We start from the raw sequence: 17,384 nt of genomic DNA, 5'->3' as shown, positions 1-17,384 counted from the left end.
AAATGTCGAGAACCATTGAAATAATGGATACCACCCTTAGAGATGGTGAACAAACCTCTGGGGTTTCTTTTACAGCTTCAGAAAAGTTAACCCTAGCTAAACTTTTATTAGAAGAATTAAAGGTTGACCGCATCGAAGTTGCTTCTGCACGAGTTTCTGAGGGAGAGTTTAAGGCTGTAAAAAATATTACAAAATGGGCTCAAGAAGTAGATTGTTTACACCAAGTAGAAGTACTCACCTTTGTTGATGGTGGCGCTTCAATTCAATGGATGAAAGAAGCTGGTGCTAAAGTTCAAAATCTACTAACCAAAGGCTCGCTCAATCATTTAACACATCAACTACGTAAAACTCCAGAAGAACATTTTGCAGAAATAGCTAAAAGTATTTCCCTAGCAAAGTCCGAAGGATTTATTACAAATGTATATTTAGAAGACTGGAGTAATGGCATGCGTAATTCTCAAGAATATGTATTTCAATTTTTAGATTTTCTTACGCAACAACCCATAAAAAGGGTTTTGTTACCAGATACTTTAGGAATATTAACACCAGCTGAAACTTTTGAGTATATTGATAAAATCGTTAAACGATATCCTAATACTCATTTTGATTTTCATGGTCATAATGACTATGATTTGAGTGTGAGCAATGTAATGGAATCACTAAAGGCAGGTGCGCACGGCCTTCACCTTACGGTGAACGGTATGGGTGAACGTGCCGGTAATGCTCCTCTAGCAAGTACTATTGCAGTAATTAATGATTTTCTACCTGAAATAGAAACCAAGGTAGTAGAATCTTCTCTCTATAAAGTAAGTAAGTTGGTTTCAACTTTTACTGGTTTTGGAATTCCGGCGAACAAACCTGTAGTTGGTGAAAATGTGTTTACCCAAACTGCTGGTATTCATGCAGATGGTGATAATAAAAACAACCTTTATTTTAGTAATCTTATGCCTGAGCGTTTTGGTAGAAAACGTAAATATGCTTTGGGCAAAACATCTGGTAAAGCCAATATTCTAAAAAACCTTCAAGAACTTGGACTTACTTTAAACGATGAAGAAGTTAAAAAGGTTACTGAACGTATTATTGAACTTGGTGATAAAAAAGAAAAAGTTACCAAAGATGATTTACCATATATAATTTCTGATGTTTTAGACAGTAGTTCATTTAAACAGAACGTTTTTATAAAATCTTACGTATTAACGCATGCCAAAGGTCTTATGCCCTCCACTACCCTATCTATAGAAATTAATGGAGAAGTTTATGAAAGTAATGCCCAAGGAGATGGACAGTTTGATGCATTCATGAATGCCTTGCATAAAATCTATGACGAACGTGGTTCTAATTTACCCAAACTTATAGACTATGTGGTTAGAATTCCTCCTGGTAGCTCTTCTGATGCCCTATGTGAAACCATGATTACTTGGAAAACCGCAAAAAACGATTTTGTAACTACAGGGTTGGACTCTGACCAAACGGTGTCAGCAATAAAGGCTACTGAAAAAATGTTAAATCTAATATAACTAAAAACCCTCCATAACGGATTTTGGGGTAAAAGCCCTAATTAAATTAATAATAATGAACCTAAACATAGCACTACTTGCCGGTGATGGAATCGGCCCAGAAGTAATTGACCAAGCAGTAAAAGTATCAAATGCCGTAGCTGATAAATTTGGCCATACCATTAATTGGAAACCTGCATTAACAGGAGCAGCGGCCATTGATGCGGTTGGGGAACCTTATCCAGATGAAACCCACGAAATTTGTTCAAGTTCTGATGCCGTTTTGTTTGGTGCCATTGGTGACCCAAGATTCGATAACGACCCAAGTGCAAAAGTGCGTCCTGAACAAGGTTTACTTAAAATGAGAAAGGCATTAGGCCTATTCGCTAACGTGCGTCCAACATTTACCTTTCCTTCCTTAATTGATAAATCACCTTTGAAACGTGACCGTATTGAAGGAACCGATTTAATTATTTTACGAGAGCTAACTGGTGGTGTATATTTTGGCGAACGAGGAAGATTAAATGATGACGAAACTGCTTTTGATACCATGACTTACCATCGATATGAAATAGAGCGATTGGCTAAAAAAGGTTTTGAAATGGCATTGAAACGAGGTAAAAAATTATGTTGTGTTGATAAAGCCAACGTGTTAGAAGCTTCACGTTTATGGAGAGAAACGGTACAACGTATGGAGAAAGAATATCCTGAAGTTGAAGTTACTTATGAGTTTGTAGATGCTGTTGCTATGCGCTTAATTCAATGGCCAAAAGGTTATGATGTAATTATTACCGCTAATCTATTTGGTGACATTTTAACTGATGAAGCCTCGGTAATTTCTGGTTCTATGGGATTAATGCCTTCATCTTCACTTGGAGAGAAAATTGGATTATATGAACCTATTCATGGTTCTTACCCACAAGCTGCTGGTAAAGACATAGCAAATCCTTTAGCTACCGTACTTTCAGCCGCAATGCTATTCGAAGATTTCAATCTTATAGATGAAGCACAAGCTATCAGAGATGCTGTAAATAAATCTTTGTCAGAAGGTATAGTGACCGAAGATTTAGCTGATGGTGGTAAGGCTTATAAAACCTCAGAAGTTGGCGATTGGTTAGCAAACAATCTATAAAAATAGCTATGCTATAAAATACAAAAGCCCTTAAAATAAAGGGCTTTTGTATTTTAGTTATTAGTTATTTTTTAGCGGTATACTGCAAAAACTAGATTGATAGTTATAAACTTAATTGAATACTACTTGCCATCTATGGCTAGCTCAGTTTTCTTGAGCTGCATCTTTAATTTTTGCTTTCTATATAGTAAAATGCCAGCTGCTATAAGTACTCCAAATGTTGCCAATGCGGCACCAACAACGCTCGCAGAAGTTACACTATAACCAAATACTAAGGGTAACCCAGCAGCATATGCGCCTGAGGCATTACCTATATTAAAAGCACTTTGATTCATTGATGCTCCAATTTTTTCTGCTCCTTGAGCGCTATTAATGATAGCCATTTGTAAAGGCGCTGCAACTGTGAAAGTTATAAGGCCAATAGCAAAAGATAGCATTAGTACTGCTACTGGATTAAACGCTAGAAAAGAATTAACCACCAGTATGCCACTCATTGCAGAAAGACTGATTATAACAGATTTTAACGGTTTAAAAACTTCTGCCATTCTAGCGCCAATAAAGTTGCCTAGAACCATACCTACCCCAGCAATAATCATGGCATAGCTAACAACATAATCTGGTAATTTAGCTACATCTGTTATTAAAGGAGCAATGTAACTATACCATGCAAAAAAACCTCCAGTACCTATTGCGGTAAGTGCAATTAACGCCCATAATTCACCATTTTTAAAGACGGGAACAGCCACTGGTTTCTTTTTACTTTCTTTAATAACTTGATTATTCGAAATTTTGGGCATCCAAAAAAAGATACTTAATAAAGTAAAGATGCCGACTACACCAACAAGGAAAAAAGAAATACTCCAATCATAGGTTTGACCTAAATAAGTACCTAAAGGAACACCAATTACATTTGCTACTGTTAAGCCTGAAAACATAGTTGCTATAGCTTGGGCTGCTTTACCTTCTTTTGCTAATTGTGTTGCAACTATTGAACCTATACCAAAAAAAGCACCATGTGGTAATCCTGAAAGAAAACGCATGGTTAGCATGCCTATATAATTAGATGAAAAAGCAGATAATGTATTAAAGACGGTAAACCAAATCATTAACAACAGTAACATTTTTTTTGAAGGTAATTTGTTTCCGATAGTGGCTAATAATGGCGCACCTACAACAACCCCTAAAGCATAAGCCGCAATAAAATGTCCTGCTTTGGGTATTGTTATTTGAAGTCCGTTAGCTACTTCTGGTAAAATACCCATAATAACGAACTCGGTTAATCCAATTCCAAAACCTCCTAATGCTAGCGCTAATAAAGCTTTTCTACTTTTCATAATACAAAGGTGAAAAATAGAAAGTAGAAACGTTTATCTAAAATTGCTTAAAATATGTGTTAAATTGACCCTTAACAAAAGTTTAATAAAAGTTATATGGTAAAATGACACAACTTTAGAGTCTGTCTAATGCTAGTGGTGATTTTGAAACAAAACCTATTTTCTAAGCAAATTGGTAGTATTTAAATATCATATATAGAGAAGCCAACATTGTATATACTTATTCTTTCAGTCTTTACAATTTTTAAATTCTCTTCAATGACTTTACGGTGAATAGAATTCGCATAAATAATCTTAACATCTCGCTTATTACGGTTTAAAGAACTTTTTATATTAAGAACTATTTGTTTTAAAATATGCTCATCAAAAGGATTATAAAGAAAAAAAATAGCTTCGTTATCTGTATAATTATAATCTAATGCATCAATATTTAGAATATCAATCTCAGCTGCTATACTTCTTTTTTGTAAAAAAGTGTTTACGTTATTCTTTGAAATTTGATATAAATTAGGGGATAATTCAATGCCAATAATCTTTTGAAACCCATATTCCGCAGCTATTAGCAGTACGCGGCCCTTACCTGAGCCGATATCAACGAAGGTTTTGTCTTTTGGTATTTTAAGATGCTTAAATAGTTTCTTGAGCGGACGAACCTTTGTGCCTTCATACCAATAATAATGTTCTTTTTGCTCTTTACTTATATCTAAATTTTCTAATTGTACATGAGCATCTGTATCAATTCTGTATTTGTAATCATAGTAATAATCCCAAAGTTTTGCATAAAATGAACGGTATAAACTTGGAATACTTCTACCGCGAATTTTTTCAATAAATCTTTTCATAAATTAAATTACAGTTGCATTTTTTCGCCTTCACAAAAAAAATCAAGCACTTCTGGTTTTAAAGAAGTACTTGACTATCTAAAACGAATATTTTGGGTAAAATATTTGCAAACCCTTATAGCACCTAATTCTATTTAACTCTGACAGCATAAATTGCACCATAATTGTAGCACTTAACCCCAACCAGACTATTGCTACAAAATGTAATCTGTACTTAAAAAATTACTTGCTTTAGCGTCTAAAAGATTTTCAATAGTCTCATTATTAATATCATTGTCTTTAAATGCTACAAAAGTTCTAATTGAAAAAGAACGTAAAGCATCATGCACGCTTAATGTAGCTTGCGCCGAATCTTTTCTACCGGTAAATGGATACACATCTGGTCCGCGTTGACAAGAACTATTTAAATTTACCCTACAAACTAAATTTGCAAGTGTATCTATTAGCGGAGATAAAGTATATACATCTTTACCAAATAAACTTACCTGCTGCCCGTAATTTGATTCTGCCATATCGTCTAAAGGCTCTGAAATATCACTAAAAGATAAAACTGGTACAACAGGACCAAATTGCTCTTCAGTATAAACCCTCATTTCTTTAGAAACGGGGTATAATACTGCTGGCCAGATATAATTATCGCTTCGCCAACCTCCTTTTTCATTCTTGATTTGTGCGCCTTTTTGTAACGCATCATCTATTAACTCTTGAATATAATCTGGCTTATCTGGTTCTGGCAAAGGGGTTAGTTGCGCACCTTCATCCCAAGGATTACCAAATTTTAATGCATCAATGGCTTTGGAATACTTTTCTAAAAATTCGTCTTTTACATCATCATGTACGTAAACAACTTTTAAAGCTGTACAACGCTGCCCATTAAATGAAGTTGTTCCCGCTATTACTTCTTTAATGGTTAAATCCATATCTGCATCTGGTAAGATAATAGCTGGATTCTTTGCTTCTAATCCTAGTACCAAACGTAAACGGTTACTTTTTGGGTGTTGTTCTTGTAGCGCGTTTGCTGATTTGCTGTTGCCTATTAATGCCAAGACATCAACTTTACCAGTTTGCATAATAGGTGCTGCTACAGCCCTACCTCTACCAAAAATGATGTTTACTACTCCTTTAGGAAAACTAGACTGAAATGCTTCTAGTAATGGGGTTATGAGTAATACGCCATGTTTAGCTGGTTTAAAAATAGTGGTGTTCCCCATTATTATAGCTGGGATTAACAAGGCAAAAGTCTCATTTAATGGATAGTTGTAAGGCCCTAAACACAACACAACACCTAATGGGCCTCTGCGTATGTGTGCGTAAACGCCCGCATGTTTTTGAAATTTTGCAGAGCTTCTGTCAAGCTCTTTGTATTCTTCAATGGTATCGTAGATGTATTCCACTGTTCTATCAAACTCTTTGTAAGAATCAGGCTTGTTTTTGCCAATTTCCCACATTAATAACTTTACCACCTCTTCACGCTTAGACTCCATTTTCTTAACAAAGTTCTCCATACACTCAATACGGTCTTTTACCTTCATTGTAGGCCAAAGACCTTGACCTTGGTCATAAGCTGAAAGTGCAGCATCTAAGGCCTTCATAGCTTCTTTTTCTCCCATGGTAGGAATGCTACCTAATACTGTATGTTTGTACTCTTCTGTAGATGATATGGTAGAAATAACTTCTGATGTTTCACCATTCCATTCTTCTAATTTTCCATTTACGAGATAATGTTTCTGATGTTTTAATGCCGTTATTTGAAACTCTTCTGGAATTTGATTTGTTGTTGTCATATTTTGAGTTCTAGTGTGTTCTTTGTAATTAAATTAGATATTGAAACAAATCTGGTTTGTTATTTAACTAGTCTCCAAAAAAGTTATTTTCTTTTATTCTTTTAAGGAGTGGTTCTAAATCTTCAGGTCTTTTGAATTAATACCAACCACAGCACGTGCATCTTCTCGATTAGACTTTTTTGAATATTTAAAATGCGTAGTATCATCATTTAGTCCTAAGAATAAAAAAAGGCAGGTGATTAACCTGCCTTTTTACTATTATGCTATTGGCTTCATAGCTGTCATTGAAGCTCGCAATCTCTCTCCTACAATTTCAACCGGATGTTCTCTAAGCGCTTTGTTCACCGCTATTAATCTTCTGTTATCTACACCATTATCGTTCTCTTCATTATAGGTTTTGCCTATAACGTCTATATCAACGGTTTTCATAAAATCGGTTAATAAGGGTTTACATGCATGGTCAAATAAATAGCAACCATATTCCGCAGTATCTGAAATAACTCTATTCATTTCAAAAAGCTTCTTGCGTGCTATTGTATTCGCAATTAATGGAGTTTCATGTAAAGATTCATAATACGCAGATTCTGCTATTATACCTGACTCTGTCATTGTTTCAAAGGCAAGTTCTACGCCAGACTTTACAAAAGCAACCATTAATACCCCGTTATCATAATATTCTTGTTCAGAAATATCATCATTACCAGCTGGAGTTTTCTCGAAATTAGTCTCTCCTGTTTCTGCTCTCCACGTTAATAGATTTTTATCATCATTTGCCCAATCTTCCATCATCGTTTTAGAAAAATGACCACTCATGATATCATCCATATGCTTTTGAAATAATGGTCTCATAATAACCTTTAATTCCTCAGCTAAATCAAAAGCTTTGATTTTTGCTGGATTGGAAAGACGGTCCATCATATTGGTAATACCACCTTGTTTAAGACCTTCTGTAATGGTTTCCCAACCGTATTGAATTAATTTTGAGGCATAGCCTGGTTCAATACCCTTTTCTACCATTAAATCAAAGCTTAAAATAGAACCCGTTTGTAACAAACCACAAAGAATAGTTTGTTCACCCATTAAATCTGATTTTACTTCAGCCACAAACGAAGATTCTAATACTCCCGCTCTATCACCACCTGTGCCGGCAGCGTATGCTTTAGCTTGCGCTAACCCTTTACCTTCTGGGTCATTTTCTGGGTGTACTGCAATTAAGGTTGGCACGCCAAAACCTCTTTTGTATTCTTCTCTCACCTCAGAACCTGGGCTTTTAGGCGCAACCATAATTACAGTAAGGTCTTCACGTATTTGCATACCTTCTTCCACAATATTAAAACCATGAGAATACGTTAGCGTTGCTCCTTTTTTCATTAAAGGCATAACTGCTTTTACCACATTTGTATGCTGCTTATCTGGGGTTAGATTGATAACTACATCTGCAGTTGGTATTAACTCTTCATAAGTGCCTACATTAAAATTGTTTTCCTTTGCATTTTTATAGGATTGTCTTTGTTCTTTAATAGCTGCTTCACGAAGAGTATAAGAGATATCTAAACCAGAATCTCTCATATTTAAACCTTGGTTTAAACCTTGGGCTCCACAACCTACAATTACAATTTTTTTACCCTTCAAAGCTTGAACACCATCTGTAAACTCACTTGGATCCATAAATCTACATTTTCCCAATTGCTGTAATTGGTCTCTAAGTGATAGTGTATTGAAGTAATTTGTCATTTTAAAAGTGTTTATACTCGATTAGTAGTTATTTATTATTGTTATGAAATTCTTCTAACATTTCAGAAATTAGCATGGCCTCTTTTGATACCGCAATTCTACCAGAACGTACAAATTGCATAATTCCATAAGGCGCAAGCAAATCATGCATTGCCTCAATTTCTTTTCTTTGCGCAGTTTTTGCCAAAACAAAAAAATCTCTGTGTACGGTAACTATTTTTGAATTACTTTCTCTGATTGCATTCTGAATTAAAGGTTCATCAAAAAGTAAATCAGAACTTATTTTAAACAATGCGGTTTCTTGAAAAATAGTTTCTTCATCTGTGTGATAATACGCTTTTATAACCTCTATCTGCTTTTCAATTTGCTGTACAATACGTTTTACCCAATCCTCTGTTGTATTGACTACAATGGTAAATTTTGAAACTTGGTCAATTTCTGACTTAGAAACATTTAGACTTTCTATATTGATGTGTCTCTTTAGGAATATTCCTGAAATACGGTTAAGTAAACCCACATTATTTTCTGAATAAACCGAGATGGTAAATATTTTCTTATCCATGTAGTTCTTATTTCAATCTAATATCTGAAACTGATGCTCCAGAAGGAATCATTGGAAATACGTTATCTTCTTTTTCAACCTTTACTTCTAAAAAGTATGGACCCTCAAAGTCTATCATTTCTTTTACAGCGGCTGCTAGGTCTTTTCTTTCTGAAACGCTATTGGCTTTAATATGATAGCCCTCAGCAATTTTTACAAAGTCTGGATTCGTCATCACAGTAGAAGCGTATCTTTTTTCAAAAAATAGTTGCTGCCATTGTCTAACCATTCCTAAAAAATCATTGTTTAAGACTAAAATTTTAACTGGAATTTGATGTTGAAATATAACACCTAACTCTTGAATAGTCATTTGATAACCCCCATCACCAATTACGGCTACAACTTCGCGGTCAGGAGCTCCTTGTTTTGCGCCAATGGCAGCAGGTAAGGCAAAGCCCATAGTTCCTAAACCACCAGAAGTAATGTTACTCTTACTTTCTTTAAACTTAGCATATCTACAGGCAACCATTTGGTGCTGTCCTACATCTGTAACAATTACCGCTTTTTGGCCCGAAGCTTTATTAACTTCTTCAATAACCTCACCCATGGTTAAGCCAGGTTTTGTAGGGGTAATATCATTTTTAATTACAACATCATACTCCTCTTGATGTTTTTTTGCAAATTCTTGAAGCCAGGCTTCGTGTGAATTCTTGTCTACTAATGGTAGTATTTCAGCTAATGTTTCTTTTGCGTTACCTAAAACGGCAACATCAACTTTTACATTTTTATTGATTTCAGCTGGGTCTATTTCAAAATGTACAATTTTAGCCTGTTTAGCATACGTATTTAAGTCACCCGTAACTCGGTCATCAAATCGCATACCAATTGCTAGTAACAAATCACATTCGTTTGTTAGAACATTTGGTCCGTAATTGCCATGCATACCAACCATACCCACATTTAAGGGATGTTCGGTAGGAATCGCAGATTCACCCATGATAGTCCATGCAGCAGGTATACCCGTTTTTTCAATTAACGCTTTAAGTTCCTCTTCGGCTTCTCCAAGAATAACACCTTGACCCCAAATTACATAAGGTTTCTTAGCCTTGTTTATAAGTTCTGCCGCTTTAGCAATAGCGTTATTATCTGGTTTTGGAACTGGCTTATAACTACGTACTCCAGTGCACTTTTTGTAGTCAAAATCTAACTCATCAAACTGTGCATTTTTTGTTATATCAATTAATACTGGTCCAGGCCTACCAGATTTAGCTATATAAAACGCTTTAGCTAAAATTTCTGGTATTTCTTCTGCTCTAGTTATTTGATAATTCCATTTGGTAACTGGTGTTGAAATACCAACAATATCAGTTTCTTGAAATGCATCTGAACCTAATAGATGTCTTGCTACCTGCCCTGTAATGCACACCATTGGCGTTGAGTCTATTTGAGCATCTGCTAAACCTGTTACCAGGTTTGTTGCTCCTGGACCAGAAGTGGCCATAGCTACACCCACTCTACCACTAACTCGCGCATAACCCTGAGCGGCATGCGTAGCACCTTGCTCATGACGGGTTAATATATGAGTTAATTCATCTTGAAATTTATAAAGCTCATCATAAACTGGCATAATAGCTCCACCAGGGTAACCATAAATAAGGTCTACACCCTCTGCTAATAAGCATCTAATTACGGCTTCAGCACCTGTTATACGCATACTTTTTTTAGCTGTTTCTTTTTTAGCTGTTGCTTTTACTGTTTCCATAGGCTAATTACTTAAAGGGCATCAGTAACACAACCTTTAGAGGCCGATGAAACTGTTTTAGCATATTTATACAAACTACCTTTTTTAACTTTTAAATTAGGGGCTACCCAACTTGATTTACGCTTAGCTAACTCTTCATCTGAAATTGCGACCGAAATTGTATTAGCTTCTGCATCAATTGTTATGATATCACCATCTTCAACAAATGCGATATTACCGCCCTCTTGTGCTTCTGGAGCAATGTGGCCAACCACAAAACCGTGGGTGCCGCCCGAGAATCTACCATCTGTAATAAGCGCAACATCCTTACCAAGACCTGCACCCATTATTGCAGCTGTTGGCTTCAACATTTCTGGCATACCCGGTCCTCCTTGTGGACCTTCATATCTTATAACAACCACATTTCCTTTTTTTACCAATCCATCACGGATACCTGCATTTGCCTCAAATTCTCCATTGAAAACCTTAGCAGGACCAGAAAAATGTAATCCTTCTTTTCCTGTGATTTTAGCTACTGAACCTAATTCTGCAAGATTACCATAAAGTATTCTTAAGTGACCGGTCTCTTTTATTGGATTGTCTAAACCGTGAACTACATCTTGACCTTCATGTAAGCCTGGAACATCTTTCATGTTTTCAGCAAGTGTTTTACCTGTAACGGTAAGACAATCTCCATGCAACATATCATTAGCTAACATAAATTTTATAACACCTGGAACACCACCTACATTGTGTAAGTCTTCCATGGAGTATTTTCCACTTGGTTTTAAATCTGCTAAGAATGGTGTAGTATCACTTATGCGTTGAAAATCAGCCAAAGTAAAATCAATCTCTGCTGCTCTAGCTATTGCTAAAAAGTGTAATACTGCGTTTGTTGAACCGCCTAAAACAGTGATTAAGCGCACTGCATTTTCTAATGATTTTTTGGTAATAATATCTAACGGTTTAATATCATTTTCTATTAAATAGCGTATTGCTTCGCCGGCCGCTTTACCATCATTGTTTTTTTCTGAACCTACAGCTGGGTTCGATGAACTATAAGGTAAAGACATACCTAACACTTCAATAGCTGAAGCCATAGTATTTGCCGTATACATACCACCACATGCGCCTGCACCAGGACATGCTTTTTGAATCACAGATTTGTATTCCTTTTCATCTATTGAACCTGCCACCTTCTCACCCCAAGCTTCAAAAGCAGATACCACATCTAATTTTTTATTGTTATGGCACCCAGAGGCAATAGTACCTCCATAAAGTAAGATTGAAGGTCTATTTAAACGAATCATTCCCATTAAGGCCCCAGGCATATTTTTATCACAGCCCACTACAGTTACCAAACCATCATAATTCATGGCTTGTACAACAGTTTCCATAGAATCTGCAATAACATCTCTAGACGGTAAAGAATAACGCATACCATATGTACCCATAGAAATACCATCACTCACGCCAATGGTATTAAATATTAGACCTACTAAATCTTTAGATTGTACACCTTCTTTTACATGCTTAGCCAAATCATTTAAGTGCATGTTGCAAGGATTACCCTCGTAACCGGTACTTCCAATTCCGATAAAGGGCTTTTTTAAGTCTTCTTCAGTCAAACCTAAAGCATAAAGCATTGCTTGTGCAGCAGGTTGTGTTGGGTCTTGAGTAACGTTTTTACTGTATTTATTTAATTCCATTGTATTATTTACTTCAAATAAGAGAAAAAGCCATAGTTTTTCTAGAATTCAAAGATATAGGTTTGAATTACCTTAAAGTTTTAACACAAAAAAGGGTTTTAAATTCACTACGACACAAAAACATCTAACAAATTGAATTACAGAATAATAAGCCTGTCATTTCTGTAATATTCATTTAATTTAACTATCTAGAAGTTGTTAGTTTAACCTACATTTTCATGTATTTTTGTTGGCTATGGAAAAAACAGTTACTGAAGCTATTCACTACAGACGTTCTGTAAGAATATTTGATGCGGAAATTAGCTTAGACAAAAACATTATCAAACACTGTATTGAAAATGCTACCCTTGCTCCAACTAGCAGTAATCTGCAGCTTTGGGAATTTTATCACGTTACATCAAGTGATAAGCTGACCAAACTTACAGAAGCTTGTTTGGGGCAAAATGCTGCCAAATATGCTAAAAACATGGTAGTAGTGGTGGTAAGAAAAGATTTGTGGCGAAAAAGAGCTGAGGCCAATGTAAGCTTCTTAAAGAATGCCTACGGCGAAAAACCTGTTAGTGAATATAGCAAACGAGAAAAGTTTGCATTGAACTACTATAAAAAACTTATACCAACAATTTATACGGATTTTCTTGGAATTTTAGGATGCTTTAAATTTCTGATGTTTCAAGTTATTGGATTATTCAAACCTATTTATAGACAAGTTCGAAAATCGGATATTCGCATTGTTGGTCATAAAAGTGCGGCCCTTGCAGCTGAAAATTTCATGATTAGTATGGCTAGCAACGGCTACGATACTTGCCCTATGGAAGGTTTTGATTCTTTAAAAGTTAAGAAAATATTGAATTTACCTTCGTCTGCAGAAATTAACATGGTAATTGGTTGTGGTGTTCGTAGTGAAAATGGTATTTATGGCAAACGCTTTAGGGTACCTTTTAAAGAGGTCTATTATGAAGTTTAAACCAGTTTCAACTTTACTTTATTACCTGCTCTTTTCTGAGCTAGAACACTAATTGCTTTTTCAGATAATTGTAAAATACGAGGATAACCACCCGTGGTTTGCCCATCTCTCATAAGAACTATTAATTTGCCATTTGGTGTCAGCTGAATTGTGCCTGGCAAGGTTGCAGAGGTAAGTATTGAATGTGTATGCTCCTCAATAGTTTCTTCTAATTGATAGGCCATTCTATTGTTCTCTTTGGCAACAGTAAAATCGCTATCTAAAAGTTGTTCTTTTTGTTTTTTTGACAACAACGAAAATTCTGGCCCTTTAAATACTTCTAACGTTACTTCATTAAGGTAATCTTCAATTCTTAATTCAGATACTTTAGGTGAAAAATCAGAGTTACCGTTGTATGGAACCTCATCATTTGCTTTGATACTGGCTTCTGCTGTAATTAAGTGATGTTGAGAAACACTTTCTAATGTTTTTGTTGTAGTAAAACCACCTTTGACTGCTAAATAATTTCTAAAACCCAACTTCAACTTTCCGAAGCTTATTTTATCTCCTTTATTAACTTGATATATTTTATACAATTCTAAGCTTTCTTCATTTAAAAAAGCTTCAACCTTAGCACCACCTAAGCTAATAAAAGTAGGTTCTTCAAATTCTGCAGTAGGGCCCGTCATGGTAATTTCTAACACTGCAGCGCTGGCAGAATTTTCTAGTAAAAGATTACATTTTTCTGGAGCTACAGCATCCATACAACCAGATACTGGAACACCCATATTACGGTAACCAAATCTACCTTTATCTTGAAGCGTGGTATAAAAACCAGGTTTTAAAATCTTAAGCATCTAAACTAACTTTTTCTGGTTTTAAAATTCCGACCTCAGCTTGGATAATGTGCACATCATACTCTGCTTTACTAATTGAAAAAAAAGCAACCTTATCACCCACATTAACCACACATGGTTCCTCTAATTTTAAATTAAACATGGGTACAGGACAACGCCCTATAATGTTCCAACCACCAGGTGATTCTGCAGGGTAAATTCCTGTTTGCTTACCAGCTAAACCAACAGAACCTGAGGCTACCTTTAGTCTTGGATTCTCTAATCTTGCGGTTTCAAGAATTTTTGGTACACCACCTAAATACATAAATCCTGGTAAAAATCCAATACCGTAAACCGTATACTCGTGAGATGTATGGGCATGAATAATGTCTTCTTTATTCAATCCAATTTGTTCTTCTAACCTATCAAAATCTAGCCCAAATTCTTCATCATAACAAACCGGAAACTTCCATAAGTAATTGGTTGCTTTTTGAGTTTGAGTTCCGCCTTGGTGCCAATTTAAAAGTTTCGCTTTTAGTTTATCAAACTCAAAATTCTCAAACTGATTTATTAGGGTTAACGAATTATAAACAGGAACAAACTCCCATGAACTTGAAAGTTTAGTCTTTAAATGATTTTGAAAAGAAATAATATCGTGTAAAATAGATTCGCTTACTTCGTTCGGCCATGTTAGTATTAGTGCAGATTCACCGAAGGGTTCAATTGTAATATTGTATTGACTCACTTTAAGATTTTCAGCTGTTGATTGGGCAATTGATTATGAAGATACGTTAATATTTTAAAAGCAGAAGGCGTATCTCCATGAATACAAAACGTTTCTGCTTTTATAGGTAACAGTTGACCATCGATAGTTTTTACTTTTCTTTCTAAACACATGCGTTTTATATGTTCTAAAACGGCTTTAGGTTCTTCGATTAGACTGTTGTTTTGGTTTCTAGAAACAAGTTTGAGATTACCGTCATAATTTCGGTCGGCAAAAGCTTCATAAATTATAGGATAATTAATTTCTAAGGCTAGCTTTTCAATTGCTGAATTAAACGGTACATAAATAGGGTAATTACCAAAATCTTGTACAACTTCTAAAAATAAATTCGCCAAATCTTTATCAATTGCTGATTGATTATATAAAGCACCATGCGCCTTAATGTGGTGTAAGTTGGCATTATTTGCTTTAATAATCTTTTGAAATAATTCTAACTGTTGCTTTAGACTCTTCTTTAATTTACTCTCAGAAATAGTTAGCACTTTTCTTCCAAAATTCTCTTTATCTGGATAACTGGGATGAGCACCAATTTTTACGCAGTGTTTTTTGGCAAGTATAATAGTATTGGCCATTGTTTCCTCATCTCCGGCATGCCCTCCACAAGCAATATTGCAAGAACTAATTAGTGGTAGTAGTTTACTTTCATTACCTACACCTTCGCCTACATCGCAGTTAATATCTATTGTTAGCATAACTTTCTAGAATAGTCCAAACACCTTACCAATGGTTTTTATACCTAAGGCTAACGTTATGAGTATTATTAAAAATCCAAGTATGTTTTGAATTCTAGTATTAGCATGTTTACCTAGCCTATCTGACTTATTTAATGACCAAACTAAAATAATCGCAATTAAGGGTAATAGAATGCCATTAGCAATTTGTGCAAATTTGATAATTTCAATAGGTTTAATTTTTAAGTATAATAACAGCATGCCACTACTTAGAACTAAAATCCATACCAGTCTAAATCTTATATCTTTTAAATTGGCGTTCCATCCAAAGCAACTATTGGCTACATAAGCTGCTGCTAATGGTGCAGTTATTGAAGAAGTAATACCGGCGGTAAACAAGCCAATACCCATAAAAACCGTTGCATAGCTGCCAAATAGGGGGTCTAATCCTCTGGCTAAGTCTTGTGCACCTGTTACTTCCTTAATATCTATTGCTGTTGCTGCAATTACAATGGCCATAGAAATAAAACCACCAATGGCAATAGAAATAATGGTATCATTTCTTGCAGTTTTTAAATCTTTTTCTCCTTGCCACTTTTCATTAACTAAAGAAGCATGTAAAAACAAATTATAGGGAACTATTGTAGTTCCTATTAACGCAACTACCGTAAAAATACTGGAATCAGAATATGTTGGAACAAACCCTTTAAGTACCTCGAGTAGATTTGGTTTGGTTAACAATGCTGTTATTATGAATGATAGACTCATTAAAAAAATTAGTCCAATAAAAACACGCTCAATAGTTTTATAATTACCATACCACAGTAATATAAAGGCAATGCCTCCTATTAAAAGTGGATACAAATTAGAAAGTTTATACCCTAATAAAGCTTGTAAACCTAAAACTGCCCCACCAATATTGCCACCTTCATAAGCTGCATTACCAATGAGTATTGCGGAAAGCATTATGCCTATTATCAAATTACGTATAAGCTTTGAAGGTAAATTTGTTAGTACTGCCTCGGCTAAGCCTTGTCTAGAAATTAAACCTAAACGAGAAGACATTTCTTGCAATATAATAGTGGCTAGAATTGAAAATAATAATGCCCACAATAAAGAATATCCAAATTCTACACCAGCAATTGTACAGGCAGTTATAGTTCCTGGACCTATAAATGCCGCTGCTATTAATAACCCTGGGCCTAGTTTTTTCACGCTTAAAATATAAACCACTCAATTTAGCATTTTCTCAACAACCAAAATACCATTCGTCTAAAATTTTGCAGTTCATCTATTAAACGGGCGACTTTCATCGAATACGCATACTATTTCAAAAATGGTTCTGTTATTATAGTCCCAAATCTTATTAATAAAATTAAACTGACCTACTGAAATGACATGTAAGGAGTGTTTTAGTCCATTGGGCTACGAAGACCATAAAAAAGCAATGGACCTTGTTGGAGTTGAACTGTGTGAACGACACAGAAAGCTGATTGAAAATATCATTAAAGAAAAAGACACTCCCAAAGAGGCAATACAATTATACTACGCCCTAAAAAATGCCGGAGTTAACCCCATGTTAGAATGGTGGGACGGTAATAAATCTGTTGATATTGCTATCTCTAGAGTTAAGCTAAATATTGATATAGGAACTGATTATGAATTGATGACACATAAACAAGCCCTAGGTGAATTAGAAGAAGCTATGCATTCTTTTAAAAACGGCTTCACCAATATTAGAATACCACATATTTTGGTAAAGTATTACCTCAAAGACACTGTTAAATATGTAATTGGTATCATAGAAGGTCTGAAAGTAAATTTAAAAGCAGTATAA

Annotated in this window: 15 protein-coding genes; 4 read left to right on the top strand and 11 right to left on the bottom strand. The window is 35.1% G+C overall.

Annotation, left to right across the window (positions count from 1 at the left end; translation table 11 throughout):
- The first annotated feature begins 2 nt into the window (after positions 1–2).
- Together H5V42_RS01455 and leuB are read left to right on the top strand one after the other, a co-directional pair.
- Positions 3–1,517, top strand: a complete 1,515-nt coding sequence (locus tag H5V42_RS01455) for an alpha-isopropylmalate synthase regulatory domain-containing protein (RefSeq protein ID WP_185781337.1) — start codon at positions 3–5, stop codon at positions 1,515–1,517.
- A gap of 55 nt (positions 1,518–1,572) precedes the next feature.
- On the top strand, positions 1,573–2,628 hold the full coding sequence (leuB, locus tag H5V42_RS01450) for a 3-isopropylmalate dehydrogenase (RefSeq protein ID WP_185781336.1): 1,056 nt from the start codon (positions 1,573–1,575) through the stop codon (positions 2,626–2,628).
- Between the two features lie 122 nt (positions 2,629–2,750).
- On the opposite strand, the gene H5V42_RS01445 is transcribed toward leuB, so the two are convergent.
- The 7 genes from H5V42_RS01445 to ilvD all read right to left on the bottom strand — a co-directional run bounded on the left by H5V42_RS01445 (position 2,751) and on the right by ilvD (position 12,313).
- The gene (locus H5V42_RS01445) at positions 2,751–3,962 is read right to left on the bottom strand and encodes an MFS transporter (RefSeq protein ID WP_185781335.1); all 1,212 of its coding nucleotides are present in this window, start codon (positions 3,960–3,962) and stop codon (positions 2,751–2,753) included.
- Positions 3,963–4,144: 182 nt separating this feature from the next.
- Positions 4,145–4,804 (bottom strand): methyltransferase domain-containing protein, encoded by a 660-nt coding sequence (locus tag H5V42_RS01440; RefSeq protein WP_185781334.1) that lies wholly within the window; start codon positions 4,802–4,804, stop codon positions 4,145–4,147.
- Between the two features lie 194 nt (positions 4,805–4,998).
- Complete coding sequence (locus H5V42_RS01435; protein WP_185781333.1) at positions 4,999–6,588, bottom strand: NADP-dependent glyceraldehyde-3-phosphate dehydrogenase; 1,590 nt, start codon at positions 6,586–6,588, stop codon at positions 4,999–5,001.
- A 258-nt stretch (positions 6,589–6,846) separates the two neighbouring features.
- Positions 6,847–8,322, bottom strand: a complete 1,476-nt coding sequence (ilvC, locus tag H5V42_RS01430; protein ID WP_185781332.1) for a ketol-acid reductoisomerase — start codon at positions 8,320–8,322, stop codon at positions 6,847–6,849.
- A gap of 28 nt (positions 8,323–8,350) precedes the next feature.
- Entirely contained in the window at positions 8,351–8,884 is a 534-nt protein-coding gene (gene ilvN / locus H5V42_RS01425; protein ID WP_185781331.1) for an acetolactate synthase small subunit, read from the bottom strand.
- Positions 8,885–8,891: 7 nt separating this feature from the next.
- The gene (gene ilvB, locus H5V42_RS01420; protein ID WP_185781330.1) at positions 8,892–10,625 is read right to left on the bottom strand and encodes a biosynthetic-type acetolactate synthase large subunit; all 1,734 of its coding nucleotides are present in this window, start codon (positions 10,623–10,625) and stop codon (positions 8,892–8,894) included.
- 11 nt (positions 10,626–10,636) lie between these two features.
- Positions 10,637–12,313, bottom strand: coding sequence for a dihydroxy-acid dehydratase (gene ilvD, locus H5V42_RS01415; protein WP_185781329.1), 1,677 nt, complete (start codon positions 12,311–12,313; stop codon positions 10,637–10,639).
- Positions 12,314–12,548: 235 nt separating this feature from the next.
- Between ilvD and H5V42_RS01410 the strand changes: the two genes are divergently transcribed.
- Entirely contained in the window at positions 12,549–13,277 is a 729-nt protein-coding gene (locus H5V42_RS01410; RefSeq protein ID WP_185781328.1) for a nitroreductase family protein, read from the top strand.
- Here the strand turns inward: H5V42_RS01410 and H5V42_RS01405 are convergent.
- From H5V42_RS01405 to H5V42_RS01390, 4 genes are read right to left on the bottom strand one after another with little or no spacing between them, the layout of a single operon-like run.
- Complete coding sequence (locus tag H5V42_RS01405) at positions 13,274–14,113, bottom strand: 5-oxoprolinase subunit C family protein (RefSeq protein ID WP_185781327.1); 840 nt, start codon at positions 14,111–14,113, stop codon at positions 13,274–13,276. The genes H5V42_RS01410 and H5V42_RS01405 overlap by 4 nt on opposite strands.
- Positions 14,106–14,837 (bottom strand): 5-oxoprolinase subunit PxpB, encoded by a 732-nt coding sequence (gene pxpB / locus H5V42_RS01400; protein WP_185781326.1) that lies wholly within the window; start codon positions 14,835–14,837, stop codon positions 14,106–14,108. The genes H5V42_RS01405 and pxpB overlap by 8 nt, the downstream gene beginning before the upstream one ends.
- Positions 14,834–15,568 (bottom strand): 5-oxoprolinase subunit PxpA, encoded by a 735-nt coding sequence (gene pxpA, locus H5V42_RS01395; RefSeq protein ID WP_185781325.1) that lies wholly within the window; start codon positions 15,566–15,568, stop codon positions 14,834–14,836. Before pxpA ends, pxpB begins: the two co-directional genes overlap by 4 nt.
- A 6-nt stretch (positions 15,569–15,574) precedes the next feature.
- A complete protein-coding gene (locus H5V42_RS01390; protein ID WP_185781324.1) occupies positions 15,575–16,762 on the bottom strand; it encodes an Nramp family divalent metal transporter in 1,188 nt (395 codons plus the stop codon).
- Positions 16,763–16,940: 178 nt separating this feature from the next.
- Here H5V42_RS01390 and H5V42_RS01385 point away from each other — a divergent pair, with 178 nt between their 5' ends.
- Positions 16,941–17,384: a hypothetical protein gene (locus H5V42_RS01385; protein WP_185781323.1), complete on the top strand. Its 444-nt coding sequence runs from the start codon at positions 16,941–16,943 to the stop codon at positions 17,382–17,384.

Source organism: Croceivirga lutea, from assembly GCF_014235875.1.
Taxonomy (GTDB): domain Bacteria; phylum Bacteroidota; class Bacteroidia; order Flavobacteriales; family Flavobacteriaceae; genus Croceivirga; species Croceivirga lutea.
The sequence above is the reverse complement of the archived record's forward strand: the minus strand, read 5'-3'. Positions and strand labels throughout refer to the sequence as shown.